Source organism: Desulfosudis oleivorans Hxd3, from assembly GCF_000018405.1.
Lineage (GTDB): Bacteria > Desulfobacterota > Desulfobacteria > Desulfobacterales > Desulfosudaceae > Desulfosudis > Desulfosudis oleivorans.
Genome location: NC_009943.1, coordinates 970,899 through 985,322, shown reverse-complemented (window position 1 = coordinate 985,322; position 14,424 = coordinate 970,899). Strand labels below are relative to the sequence as shown.

Sequence of the window (14,424 nt, the reverse complement as noted above, 5' to 3'; positions counted from 1 at the left end):
ACAGGTAATAGCGGTTTTAGGGACGCCCTTCATGAGAGGTTTTAGGGACGCCCTTCATATTTTCACATTTAGCACGTCACCTAACAACAAACCTTCTCCATTAGCGATTGTTTCTCCTTTTTTAACCGCATTACTGACAGTCGAGACCCCGACTTTCAGGGCTTCAGCCACTGCTGTCATTGACATTCCCAACTCCCGAACAGCCCAGTAACACACAAGCGATCGTCCTTTAACGACAGTCCTCTCTTTTGAAGGCTCTGTCATAGCGCTCCGGGGAATAGAAAGCAGGCAGGATACGGCCGCGACAATGTCGTCAAGCTGCACTCCTTTTGCAACCAGTGAATAGCGGTTATTCAGTTCTTCCTGTGCAGCCGATAAAACTGTTTTGACAAAATCATCATCTCCCAGGATGCGCTCGTCGCTTTTCTGAAAAACCCCTGCCTTGCGCTGGGAGCGGACTGCTTCCCAGCCGCCAGCGCTTCGAATCAACCCGCCGCCTGTAAGAGATGGCTGCCTGCCCGCTTCCAGGCCTTTTGTAACATACTTCCTATACTTCCGCCGCGCATCCGTCTTGTCTTCACTGAAATATGACAAAACCTCATTTATGGACTGCCAGGTATTGTTTATCTTTCCCATAATATAGCCGTGGCCGGCAAAATGATATCTGTCAAGCGCCTCCATATTGGCGACCAATCCCGCCCTTAGAGGATTCAGATGGATGTAGCGCACCAGTTCTTTCAAATAAATATCCTGCTGGCAGAGAATCGATTTATAACGGTTTTGAAACAAATGCCCGCTCCTGCGATAACGCCGATTGTGGTTGATTGCATAACCCGTCAGCAGGCGGCGCATAAGCGTGGCAATGGGAACATTGCCGGTTTTCAGTAATAAATGAAAATGGTTTGGAATCAACGCCCAGGCAAGGCACTGTGTCTGTGATTCTTGAACCAGTTGGCCGAGCCGCAGGATAAAATCATTTCGGTCCTGGTCGTCCCGAAATATCCGGCCGCGTTCAATCCCCCTGGCAATGATATGATGCAGCGCCCCCGGTGCATCTATTCTGGCTTGTCTGGGCATGTTTTTTTATTCTCAGATATTCAATAATTCGTAAATGTAAAAATATGAAGGGCGTCCCCAATTCCAATTCCTGGCAGCTTAATCGCTGCCAGTGCCACCCGCGCTTACTTGAAATAATTTTCTATTTTATGCTGTTCAATATATTTAAATGTTTTTATTGCTATATAAGTACCAACGGGCAATGCCAGATATAAACAATAGAGATAGAATTTTAAAACATGAAAACCCCAATTCTTTTTAAGTATGACACCGGCCCCCGCTAAGAAATGAAAACCCGATATTATTAAAACAAAGCACTTAAATTCGATAGTATAGTCATTGCTTTGCAATAATAGAAAATGCATAAAAAGGACAACACTTCCCATCAGAATAAAACAATAACCAAACATCTTTATCGGTTTTAAGATATCAATTTGCGCCATGCTAAACTCCTTTCATTCTTGCAATGCGTAAGACCACGACTTTGACGTCCCTTTTTCAAACCAAGTAAGACCGTACCCCTTTCCACCTAAACTTACGGTCCATCCTGTAGTTTTACCTGTACATGGATCTGAATACTTTGTCAGAGACGCGATAAAAAGGGTTAACATGGTATAATTCATTTCACCTTTAAAAAAGTCGGCAGAGTCGCCTTTATAGTAAGTTGCATTAAACCCGGCCCCAAGCCGTGCACCAGGTATTTCGTCAGCATAGGACTGATAAGTATAAGCGCCTAATTGGGCATACCCACCAGTATCTGGCTTAACTCCGATAAATAATCCTGTTCCAGCGCTCCCACCCTCAGAGTAATTATTAGTTCCCCATCCTGTCCCGTAACCACCCCCAGCATCAATGGCAAAACCAGCTAAGCCAATACCATCAATCATATTAACTGGATCATTTAGGCAATACCCATAAAGGTCACTTGCCCCGCCATTGAATCCGATTGGGTCCTTGGCTGTCCAGCGGCCGGTATTCGGATCATAATCGCGATATCCAAAGCGCACAAGACCTGTGTCTTTATCATACAGGCCCCCTGCAAACCCGAACGGTATTTCAAAGCCCGGGTAGGTGTCATTCAACATAAATCCGAAGCTGTCGTAGTCGATCTGCTTGACGATGTTGCCTGCGGCATCGGCCACGGCTCGCAGGGAACCGACCTGATCATAGGCAAGATAATATGTTATACCGCCTTTTTCAACCGCCACAGGCATGCGGCCGTCCGCATACACAAACCGCATAAGGAGGTTATCCGAGCCGTCGTACACCGCCAGCAGGGTTGTCAGGCCGCTCCAGAGATATTTCTCGGTGATCGTACCATTGACCTTTTTGGCGATGCGCCGACCAAGGGGATCGTGAACGTAGGTGATGTCCGTGCCGTCAGGCAGATCAACGCTCAGAAGCTCCCCACGGGATGAATAATCATAGTATGTGGTTTCTGTGCCCGATGTTTTGGATGTCAAAAACCCATCCAGATCATACTGATAGTCTGTCCCTCCGGCAGAAAGAAGGTGGTCTTCCGCATCATAATCCAGGACCCGGCCGGCAATGCCCCGAAGCGAGTTCATCTGGTATGTGCAGGTGCCGTAAGGGATAGTATCATGGTCGTATGATTCGACGAGAGAGCCGTCTTTTGTCACGGTCTCAAGCCGGCCCATCTCGTCATACGTGTAGCCGAACGTGGTGGTGACACCGCCGATGGTCTCTGTTTTTGTCTTTATTCTGCCGTCGGCATAACGGTCTATTACATTCCATTCATACACATCGTAACCGCCGACGGTGCTGGATTCTCTGCCGGTCTCACCATAGCCGTTAAATGTTCTGCCCAGGCTGAAAGCGCCGTTGGTCACGTTATAGGGAAGACCGGTCTCGTTGACGCCGGGGTCATTGTACCGGGATATGGTAAAGCCACCTGCGCCGGTGAGCAGGCCGTCATTGTCGTAAAGATATCCTTCCGTGGCCCCGGCATAGGTGAAGGACTCTACGTTGAAGTCCTCGTTATAGGTATATGACAGGGTTTTGTTGATGGTTCCGTACAGGGTTTCAGAGGTGACCAGTTTGCCGTCATAGCCGTATGCAATGGCCTCCGTGACGGTTGATACAGACTCGACCTTGTTCCCGCAAAGATAGGTGTAATCAATATCACCTTCCGGGGTGATGACACGCCACAGCCGGGACTTGTCTGTCGCGTCTGACGGGTTTGTATAATCCCAGTAAATAGACTGCCCGGATGGAAAATCTTTTTGAACCAGCCGCCGGTCTTTGTCATACGAATAGCTGTAGCTGCCGCTGAGCGGCGTTGTGTAGAAGCTTTTCAGGTCAACTCCATTATACCCGAACAGATGGTCCACGTTCGACGGATTGGTCAGCACGGTCATGTTGCCGTTGGCGTCATATTCAAACCCCAGGTTTGTACCGTCGGGGCGGGCGATATGCGTAACCCGGCCTGCCAGATCATTTGTAAAGTATGTGGTCAGACTTCTGGGGTCAGTAACAGATGCCAGGTAGCCATATGAATCATAGGCAAAAGAAGTCTCCCTGGTACCGGTCATGACGGATTTCGGTCGGCCGTCAGCATAGTAGCCATAGTTTGTCTGATACAGACCGGCTATTCCTGTGCTTAGCGTGACCAGTGTATCAGGATCGTAGGAGGATACAGTGGCCCGGCCTTCCGGTGATGTGGCGGTAACAGTTGACTGAATCACATCTTTTTGTACAGTCGTGGTCTTGCCGTTGACTGTCACACTCCGGGTAATCAGGTCAGGGGCTTCGTCCAGATCGGTATCTTCATAAGAGATATCCAGTTGATTTCTTTTTGAGATACCGGACGGTGCGATTTCATGCGACTCCTTGATAAATTTATATTTATAGGCCGGGTCAATACCATATTCAAAATCCAGCGCCATGCCGCAGGCTAAATCTTTCTGAGCATAAAACCCGTCTGCAGATCTAATATAAGTGGTCTGACCGCCTGGAGCGTCAGTGATAATCGATGTATATTCACCGGACAGTTCCGTTCGATCCAGATAAGATGTTACGTTACCTTCGGCTGTTGTCACCGTTGTCAGGATATCACCGCTTGGATACTTCATCTGCTCATAATACTGATGGCCGTGTTCTTCATCCAACACTTCTGATAATCGCCCTTCTATATCAAAAATGTGATCAAAACGATTTCCTGCAGGATCGATCTCATATTCCATTAAGCCGCCTGTTGTATATCCAAAGTCATAATAACCACCGTCAGGATGGGTAATTCGATTTAAATGACTGGTAGCGGGATCGACGGAAAGATCGGTTCTTAATCCATCAGGAGAGATAATCGCCGTGGGTCGGCCATCACTACTGCGCTCAACTGTTGTTACGTTTCCGAACTGATCGGTTATAGACACAAGACGGTTGTCAGTATCGTATGTAAAGCTTTTTAGTACAACACCCGAGGCCGTATCAATGGTCCTTGAATGCCTGCCATTGGACAACATAATGTGCCCAAGCCCATTTTCTTCCACAAAAATAACCTCCCCAACCCCTACGGAACCAGCCACGACAGGGGCAGGTCCTACTTTACGGACACCACAATAAGAAGTGTCTAAAATATACAGATTCCCTCGTGGGTCGGCGATAATATCGTTAAGGCCCAACCCCAGTTGTGCATAAATAGCCGGGCCTCCGTCTCCGCTGTGACCCGAACCGTTTCCTCCGGCAATTGTTGTGATAATGCCGTCCTGATTGATTTTTCGAATGTGGTCATAGCCCGTCAAGTAGAGGTTTCCGGAACTGTCTAGTGTAATCTCGCTTATAGATTGCAACTGCGCATCCACGGCCGGCCATCCATCGCCGCTGTAGCCCGGTCCGTTTCCACCGGCAATTGTTGTGATAACACCCTTCGGATCTACTTTACGGATACTAAAGTTGCCACTGTCGGCAATAAACAGATTGCCTGTCTTGTCGACGGCCAAGCCGGTCGGGCTTTGCAGCCTGGCATCAACCGCCAGGCCACCGTCCCCGCTGTAGCCAGCGTCGACACCCATGCCTGCGAATGCCTCAATAATCCCGTCCGGACTTATTCTGCGGACACAATGATTATCTGTGTCTGCGATATAAATATTACCAGAGGCATCTATTTCCATGCCTTGGGGATGGTAAAGTCGTGCCTCAATGGCTGGCCCTCCATCGCCTGCGAAAACCTTCATCCCAGGGGGATACGAGGTAGCGATTCCGGCCACGATGGAGACAATGCCGTTTAGATCTACTCTTCGCAATTGATTTTCTGATCTGCTCAGGATGTAAAGCATGCCATCGGGCGCCACTTCAATATCAAGGTTGCCTATGGACCGTATTATTGGGCCTTCAAAAAAAGTCGTAATATTACCATCCTTATCAACTTTCCGAATAATATCTTTGATAGAGATAGCCCCTCCAACAATTTCGTAAGTAGAATCCGCTATATACAGATTACCGCGCATATCCATTGTCACGCTTGTTGGATATGCCAACTGCGCATCCACAGCAGGTCCACCATCGCCGCTGTAGCCCCCCCCGTTCCCACCCGCAATTGTTGTGATAATAACTGCATTTCGCTCTATTTTTTCACCATTGCCCTTATTGAGGACGCCGATATTCCCCATATATAAACTGTGCTGGGAAGAAAGAGTCCACCCCTCCGCAAGCTGACTGTCAACGTTTTTATCTACAGGAGGAATGGGAGTTATTTGGGTCTCATGCGTTTCCCACAGAATAACATTTTGTCTTGAAGGAACATTGGTAACGGTATCTGCCCCAGACTGTGCAAACGCTTTTTTGTAATCAGCTTCAGCTTCATAGTAAACACCGCCATATTCAAAACCGATGTGAATATGAGCAACGACCGGAATTTCTACCCAATCTCCTCTATAATCACGTTTATCCCAGACGAATTTCGCTGCCTGGTTGGGAAGAGGGGCAAGCACCTGCTCAAACATCCTTCCCGCAACTTCCATGTTAACAATTATCTGTTTAAGACTGGCCGGCACAGAAGCTCCGCTTACCGGCACATCTATAATAATACTGGCGCCTTTTACCCAGTTGCTGGCATAGTGAAGGGACATGCCTGTGCCGGGAAGAGGAATATCTTCATGGAGAATACGACTTCTGATATTGACATATGAATTACTGTCTTTATCGCAATCATCAACGGTAGGCTTTTGCTCATCCACATCCGGGGGGCTTTCAGCATTAGACGAAATGGCATTTTCTGGAATCCCAAAAGACCAATTAAAATCCCATGGTGAAAAATGATTTATGGGAACTCTCCAGAATGTAGCACCGGGGCTATACGTACCAGGGTCATTCAACCCGGCGACTTCATCTTCGAGTACACCATTTTCATTAAGATCATCCGGCAGGTCATCGCTATCGGCATCCAGGGCGTCCACAACTCCATCGTTGTCAGTATCAAGCAATTTAACCACTACACCGTTGTCAGACGGCACCCATGCGGAGCGCCCTCGGTCATAATATCCAGAGGGCACTATTTCTCCGACATCAAATCCCAAAAAATTATTTACATAAGCAATGACAGGTTTATCGAACATTACCCGGTCAAACCCGCTTGCCTCCAGTTCAACACAATATGTATAGCCGGAGTTGGGAGGAAGGATAGCCGGCATGGATTCTGGTGTTGCATACTCACTTGCCCGGACTGTTATTAAGGAAAGCTCCTGGACCTGATTCCCGAATTCATCTACTTCGTATGCCTTGGCCTCACCGGTGAAGACCATGGTGCATGAACGGTCGCCAAGCTCGGCATCGAGTGTTTCTGTGCTCTTATGGACGGTAATGGTGCTTGGATCACCGTTGAAAAATATTGTCGTTTCAGCAGTGTCAGGTGATATGAGAGTCACTGTCTTAAGAATCAGAATATCAGTTACCGATGCTTCAATTTTTCTATGGGATGTCAAATACCCTTGTTTTTCAAAAGATAGTTTGAGCAGGCCCCCTCCTTCCGCCGGTATGGAGTATCTTCCATTTTCATCTGTAAGTACTGTCCCATATTCAGGGTGGCCCAGCACGTTCACTGCTACCTCCGGAAGTGGAATGCCGCTCATATCCCTTACCAACCCTGTGGCAACGACGAACCGGTCCGGATCATACGATTCAAGGCTCGCATCTTCCGGAATAAGATCGTTATATTGGCCGCCAAAAGTACCTTCGGGCTGAGGTTCCGGCGGGTGGCCCAAAACTTTGACAGAAATCGTCTGGCAGGTTGACTGATCATTATTGACGGCGGTGAATGTATAGGTGGTTGTATATTCTGGTGTCAGCGTCATGGACCCGCTGGCAGAAACTAATCCAATGCCGTTATTTAGATAAGCCCTTTGTGCCGGCCACGCCTCCCAGGTTAATATGATGGATTCTCCATAGTTAATAACCGCCTGTGATACGTTCAGGCTAACCTGGGGAGGACGCTTGACGGTAAGGGTGGTGCTGCGTGTTGCCACACCGCCGGGGCCGGTGGCCGTGATTGTATAAGTAGTGGTCTCTTCCGGCGATACCGTGACAGAGCCATTTAATGGCACATCACCGATGCCGGGTTCAATTGTACATGTCTCCGCATATGTGGATGTCCAGGTCAGCGTAATTTCTTCGCCGTATTGAATGACCGGCAGGTTGGCAGTAAGACTTACACTGGGGGGTGTGATGGAGACGGTGGCGCTTCTGGTGGTGGTTCCGCCAGGGCCGACGGCAGTGATGGTATATACTGTAATCTGTTCAGGAGATACGGTGACAGAACCGCTTGTCGCCACACTTCCTATATTCGGTTCGATATAGCATGTATCTGCATACGTCGATGACCAGCTCAGAACCGTAGACCCTCCGGGAACAACTGTTGAAGGGGAGGCGATGATAGAAACGACCGGCAGATGCAGTGTGATGGTTATTCGAACAGACATGGTGTCTGTGTGTTCACCGTCAGTGACGGTGAATTCGACATAGTACTCACCAGTCTGGTCACTTGTCGGGGTCCATGAAAACACCCGTGTGTCAGAATTGAAAATTGCCCCTTCAGGAAGATTTGAAGCGGAATAGGTTAATGAATCATTATTGGGATCCTGGGCCTGAACTGTAAAAGTCAAGCTCTCGTTTTCCATTCCTTCCTGCTCTGGTAGTTCGTCAAACCGAGGGGAGCTGCGATCAATAGTTATGGGCTCAGGATAATAAGAAACCACTGGAACGTTGACGCCATCATCAATGACTGCATAAACATAGTAGGTTCCTTCTGCTACTTCTGACGAATCCCATATGTATTGGTCTTCGGTCAGGCCGTCAGGGTCTTCTTCAATGCCTGCGATAATCAGAATGCCGTCCGCTCCTGTATTATCTGTATCGTAATAAAGCGATATGGCGGCATTATCATCAGGATCTTCGTCGTTCCAGCCAATCGCATTTTTTGACACGGCTCTTTTGATCAGAATGGCCAGGTTATCTTCAATAAAAGCTTTGTCGTATGCAAGCTCAAGGCCTTCTGTACCATACTTATCCTCAACACCCACGGTAGCGGAAGTGAGGTTCCCCTGCATCTCTTTGTACTGGAAAAGTATATCTCCGTTTGGATAAAGTATGACCTGAAATGTTTTCGGGGCATCGTCTGCGTATGGCAGCACTTCGGTATACTGAACAATAAAGATCTGGTTTCCCGAATCATAGTAATAATGAAACGATCCACCTTTATCCGGCACAATATCATCCCAGTAGGGAGCGATAAAATCGTTTGGATCAAAAAACTCTGGTATCGGTCTGTTATTACAGTTGGTGCCGTAATTCCCAAAAGTGAGGTATCCGTTTGAGCTAATCAGTATCGATGATTTGATATCGCCGAAAAACGGAAACTCAAATGGAAGATTGACAGAATATGCGTCATCAAACCCGGTCAACAATATTTCAGTGCCGACAGCCGTAATATCCAGCCAGTTGTACAAAAGGGTATTTGAATATCGACTGTCTACATATTCATACGATCCGTCACCCACAAATGCGCTTATGGACGTAAGAGTGATCTCCGGTGGAATGTTATGCAAAACAGTCACAGGACCCGGGCTGTACGCAATCACGGCAGGAGTGACGCCGTCGTCGATAACAGCGTAGATGTAATAATCCCCTTCCATGATTGTCGAAATGTCCCATGTGAATTGATCATCCACACCGTCGGGGTCTTCGCCGAGGCCCAGGGCAATAAGAATGCCGTCCGCGCCTGTGTTGTCGGTATCGTAGTAAAGGGATATGGTGGCGTCGCTGTCCGGGTCTTCGTCTTCCCACTGAATGGTAAAGGATTCATCTGCAATGTCATTGAGTCCGTTTGGTTCAACAATGGTTATTGCAGGCGGAACAAGAACCGTAACCGTGGCGGTTTCGCTGACAGAGCCGTAAGCGTTTGCCGCTGTCAGGGTATAAGTTGTGGTGGCATCCGGCGCCACAGTGACCGAACCATCGGGATCCACTGGTCCGATACCCGGTTCTATGGCGACGGTATCGGCGTTTTCCGTTGCCCAGGCCAGGGTTGCTGTTGAACCTTGCACAACAGAATTCGGCGCAATTGTAAAAGAGATGATTTCTGGTTTGGGGGGAAGGATTTCAATATGCAATGCAGTGCCCGGCGCACCGAGCAGGGACACGAAAAAGGCATTGAACCGCTTAAGAGAGACCGGCTGAACAAAAGTATCATTATTGTTGAGCCAGTAGGTCCTGCCGTTAAGGACCACATAACCCCAGTATGATTTGTCCGGAGTGGTATTGGTGATCCTGAGAACCCCCTGGGCTTCGGCATCAGCGGTGAAAAGATCGGCTGATTTTGCAAAGTGAAGCCAGTTGATGGAGACGGTTCTGTCCAGAAAAGAAGATGCCTCGGCGTGAGCGGAAAACGCAAAAACCAATACAAATAAGGCTGTTAGCAGAGCAGCGGGTTTCTTTGCCATACTTCCCCCTTGGAATAGTTACTTGTATGGATAAAAAAACTGAATTCTGGCGAGGTCTTGTGGGTCTCCCCTCCCATATGCATATGCCTTTATCGGAGTCCATACTATAAATCAAGCAAAAACTTTACAGCCTGTTTAGGTTTTATTGTTCCTGGAATAAACACAAAAACAACGTTTTTAAAGGCCCGTGAAACTGCCGGGCGATTGGGCGGTCTGAATAAATGTGAGGGTTTGTTCCTGGGAAAAGGCCGGGGGGTCAGGGCCTCTTTTTAATTTTATACAATGGTTTTAATGGTTTCCAGATAAAACTCCGGGCTACCCGGACCGGCCGTCATCGCACGGCTCATCCGATGAGAAGGGGCGGGCATGCTCGGCGGTTTCGGTGTAAGTGCAGGAATCGGTCTCCGTGGCCGCAGTTTTCAAGGCATTCAAAGCCTCCTCATAATCCGGCTCCTGCGCGATCTCCGGCACCAATTGAGTGTAGCGGACGGTTCCGGCTTCATCCAGAACAATTACGGCCCGCGCCAGCAGCCCGGCCAGGGGGCCGTCTGTTATCCGCAGGCCATAATCGTCACCGAATTTCCGGTTGCGCAGCTCTGAGGCGGAAATGGCATTTTCAATCCCCTCGGTTTCGCAGAACCGTTTGTGGGCGAACGGCAAATCCAGCGATATGGACAGAAGAACAGTCTTGAAAAATTGAGTGATGCGGCTATTGAAGGTGCGGACGGACATAGAGCAGGCCGACGTATCGATACTGGGAAAAATATTCATCAACACCATTTTCCCGGCCACATCAGCCAGGGAAAAATCGGACAGATCGGTCCGGGTCAGCAGAAAATCCGGGGCTTTTGTTCCAACCTTCGGCAGTTCGCCGCAGGTGTTTATCGGGTTGCCTTTGAACTTTATTTGAGCCATACAACGCCTCCTCTACCCTCTGAAAATTTAGAACAAGTCGGGGATTATCAAACAATAATTATACTGCCGAAGTGTCGTGTCAGAATACGTCTGTTCGGCGGTCAATATGGGAACAGGCTGTAAATTTTGTAATATAATACCAGCCCCAGGGGTGTTATGCAACTTTTGGGCTTGATATCGACCGGCCGATATGACCCGAAAAAGGAGAGATGTAAACAAACGTTCACCATGAAAAAAGGAGGCAGATCTGTGCCTGCCTCCCTTTTACTTTTTCAGCCGAATTATCCAGCCACCGGGCGCGGCAGTGGTGCCGGCACCGGAAAGTGTATTTTTTGCCGCGGGGGAGGGTTTTGTCAAGAAGAAAGCGGCCCGGCGAGAGCCGGGCCGCCGGCAATACCGGATCAGGCTTCCGCCTGTTTCTTTTCTTTTTTCTTTTTCTCTTTCTTTACAGGCTTGTCTTCAACTTTTTTGGCGGCCTTGGGCTGTTTGCCGGCCGCCGCCTTTTCTTTGGTGCTCTGGGCCACCCGGGCGTTGCGCTCCTCTGCGGCTACGATACTGGACAGGCGGGTGTTGGCCTGGCGAATGTCCGCCTTGAGCTTGCGGACACGGGGGTCCTTTTCCAGGCCTTTGCCCTCTATGCCCCGCTCTTTTAACAGCGCGACGCGGGCCGCCAGGTCTGCCTGGATTTTGTTCTTCTGCGCCTCAACATACGGCTTGGCTTTAAGATTCATTTCGTACTCCTTTGTATGGACAACGGGTTATTGTTTTTACTCTTTTTTATTCAACAGCGTGTCCAGGCCGGCAAAGGGCTTGTGCCCGAAGCCGGAAGCCGGCTCCCGGTCCGGGCCGCCGGATGGATCATAGGCATCGGCCACGGCCTGCCGGCCATGGGCGTTTTCATGACAGTACAGGCAGAGCAATTCCCAGTTGCTGCCGTCGGGTGGATTGTTATCGTGATTGTGGTCCTTGTGGTGAACGGTGAGCTCGCGCAGCCGTTTGCCGGAAAACTCCCGGCCGCAGTGGCCACAGATCGGTGGAAAAAGCTTAAGCGCCCGTTCCCGGTACCCCTTTTCCGCTTCTTTACGACGGGCCAGCACGTCGGCCACCAGCCGGTTCACGCCGTTACTGTCCGGACCTCCCTTTATTGAAGGCATGTGATGTCTCCCTGTTGCGTCTACCCGAATATTGCAGAAATATTCGCCTACTGCAAATTCCGTTCATCCCGCACCCTGTCCGCCGGGTCAAAGGCCCCCTGCTCCACCATGCGAATGGTGGCCTCCCATCCCAGGAACTCATTGACCAGCCGGTGCAGCCGTTCCATGTAAGTCCGCTGCTTTCCCATCTCGTCAAAGAAAATATTGTCCGATATCCGGATCAGCACCGTCAGGTGGTCCTGCCCGCCCCGGTTTTCCACCAGGAGCTGGTAGTCGGGAATATGACCGTTTTCAGCGGCCAGCAACGCCCCGACCTGCTCCGGCACGATGCTGCCGCCCCGCATGACGATGGCCCCGTCACACCGCTTGAATATACGCGAGATGCGGCAGTGGGTCCGGCCGCAGGAACAGGGGATGTCATCAATGCGGGCCAGGTCCCCGGTGCGGAAGCGGATCAGGGGATAGGCCTCCTTGGTCAGGGTGGTGATCACCAGCTCGCCTTCGCTTCCCGGCGGCAGGGGTTTTGCGGTCTGCGGGTCGATGATTTCCGGAATAAAATGGTCCTCGAACAGGTGAAGGCCGTTTTTCGCCGGGCACTCCCAGGCCAGGCCGGGGCCGAACACCTCCTTGAGCCCGTAAACATCGGTGGCCGTGATCCGCAGGGCCGATTCCAGCTCGGTGCGGGTGGCTTCAGACCAGGGCTCGGAGCCGAAGATGCCGTATTTTAAAGACAGGTCCATCACGCTGATGTTCTGGTGTTCCATCTCGTCGATCAGGCGCATGGCAAAGGTGGGGGTGGAAACAAAGGCAGTGGCCCGGAAATCGCGCATGACTTTCGACTGGCTGGCCAGCCGGCCCACGGACATGGGAATCACCGAGGCCCCGATCTGCTCGGTACCCAGCTGCAATCCAAAGGGGCCGATCAGTTTGCCCGGCACCAGGGCCACCTGCACCACGTCCTCGTTGTTCACACCCACGGAAGAAAGGCCCCTGGCCATGAGCATGCCCCAGTTTTTCAGGTCGTTCGCGGTAAACCCCACCACCTGGGGCTTGTCCATGGTCAGGGCCGGGGCGTGCAGCCGCACCACCTCACGAAGGGGAACGGCAAACATGTCGTAGGGATAGTTCTCCCGCAGTATCGCCCGGGTGGTAAGGGGCAGCCGGGTCAGGTGATCCAGGTCGGTCAGATCATCGGGCACAAAATCGATTTCCCGGAATGCCTGGCGGTAGTGCCGAACGTTCTTATACACCCGGTTCAGCGTTGCCTGAAGCCGCTCAAGCTGAACCTGCCGGATCGCCTCGCGATCCATGCACTCGTTCTGTTGATCCCAGAAATTGCTCATCCGGTCCCTCCGGTTTTTACAGGCACGTGGCCGCGTTTAAAGCAATATATTACACCACCCCGCATATTCCATGCGGTTTTTCCGACATAAACAGATGCCGCTAAACAGGCTGCGCTCCAAAGTTAATCATCTCACCAGGCGACTTTGTAAAAAGTCCAAGTTCAAGGCGCGCAAATCCCGAGGAATGAGGCGTACCTGTCGTACGCCGCAGTGACGAGGGATGCGGCGCAACACAGAAATTGGGCTTTTTACGAAGTCGCCAAAACTACTCCCATATCTCTTTCTGGTCCCTGCCCAGGTAGGCCCGCTTGACCTCCTGGTTGGCCAGCAGGGCCGATGCCGAATCCTCCAGAATGATCCGGCCGGTCTCCATCACGTAGCCGCGGTCGGCAAAATTCAACGCCACCCGGGCGTTCTGCTCCACCAGCAGCACGGTCAGGTCGTTCTCCTTTTTCAGCCGGTCCAGAATCTGGAATATCTCCCGCACAATCAGCGGGGCCAGGCCCATGGACGGCTCGTCCAGCAGCAGCAGCCGGGGCCGCAGCATCAGGGCCATGGCAATGGCCAGCATCTGCTGTTCGCCGCCGCTCAGGGAGCCGGCATACTGCTTCCGGCGATTCCGCAGCACCGGAAAGACATCGAACATCTCTTCTATGGTGGCAATCAGCTGACGGCGGCCGTGCATCTTGTAAACCAGGAACCCGCCCATCTCCAGGTTTTCAAAAACGGTCATGGGCCAGAAGATCTGGCGCCCTTCCGGCACCTGGGCAATGCCCATGCGGACCTTTTTTTCAACCGGCACCTGGGTGATCTCTTTTCCCTCCAAAAACACCTTGCCACCCCGAATCGCCTGAAGCCCGCTGATGGAGCGCAGCAGGGTGGTCTTGCCCGCGCCGTTGGCGCCGATCAGGGTAACGGTTTCACCCCTGTTGATGTGAAGCGACACATTCTTCAACACATGGGCCAGGCCGTAGTAGCTGTTGATGTTCTGAATTCGAAGCATTC

8 protein-coding genes are annotated in these 14,424 nt (G+C 50.8%); all 8 read right to left on the bottom strand.

Annotation, left to right across the window (positions count from 1 at the left end; translation table 11 throughout):
- Positions 1–54 precede the first annotated feature (54 nt).
- Positions 55–1,077, bottom strand: a complete 1,023-nt coding sequence (locus tag DOLE_RS04350; protein ID WP_012174272.1) for a transposase — start codon at positions 1,075–1,077, stop codon at positions 55–57.
- Positions 1,078–1,181: 104 nt separating this feature from the next.
- Positions 1,182–1,499 (bottom strand): hypothetical protein, encoded by a 318-nt coding sequence (locus tag DOLE_RS04345; protein WP_012174271.1) that lies wholly within the window; start codon positions 1,497–1,499, stop codon positions 1,182–1,184.
- 12 nt (positions 1,500–1,511) lie between these two features.
- On the bottom strand, positions 1,512–10,007 hold the full coding sequence (locus tag DOLE_RS17020) for an NHL domain-containing protein (protein ID WP_012174270.1): 8,496 nt from the start codon (positions 10,005–10,007) through the stop codon (positions 1,512–1,514).
- A gap of 315 nt (positions 10,008–10,322) precedes the next feature.
- Entirely contained in the window at positions 10,323–10,922 is a 600-nt protein-coding gene (tpx, locus tag DOLE_RS04335) for a thiol peroxidase (protein WP_012174269.1), read from the bottom strand.
- A 401-nt stretch (positions 10,923–11,323) separates the two neighbouring features.
- A complete protein-coding gene (locus tag DOLE_RS04330; protein ID WP_012174268.1) occupies positions 11,324–11,653 on the bottom strand; it encodes a hypothetical protein in 330 nt (109 codons plus the stop codon).
- Between the two features lie 36 nt (positions 11,654–11,689).
- A complete protein-coding gene (locus DOLE_RS04325; RefSeq protein ID WP_012174267.1) occupies positions 11,690–12,076 on the bottom strand; it encodes a YajD family HNH nuclease in 387 nt (128 codons plus the stop codon).
- Between the two features lie 47 nt (positions 12,077–12,123).
- Entirely contained in the window at positions 12,124–13,419 is a 1,296-nt protein-coding gene (locus tag DOLE_RS04320) for a phenylacetate--CoA ligase family protein (protein WP_012174266.1), read from the bottom strand.
- A 265-nt stretch (positions 13,420–13,684) separates the two neighbouring features.
- Entirely contained in the window at positions 13,685–14,422 is a 738-nt protein-coding gene (locus tag DOLE_RS04315; RefSeq protein ID WP_012174265.1) for an ABC transporter ATP-binding protein, read from the bottom strand.
- Positions 14,423–14,424 lie beyond the last annotated feature (2 nt).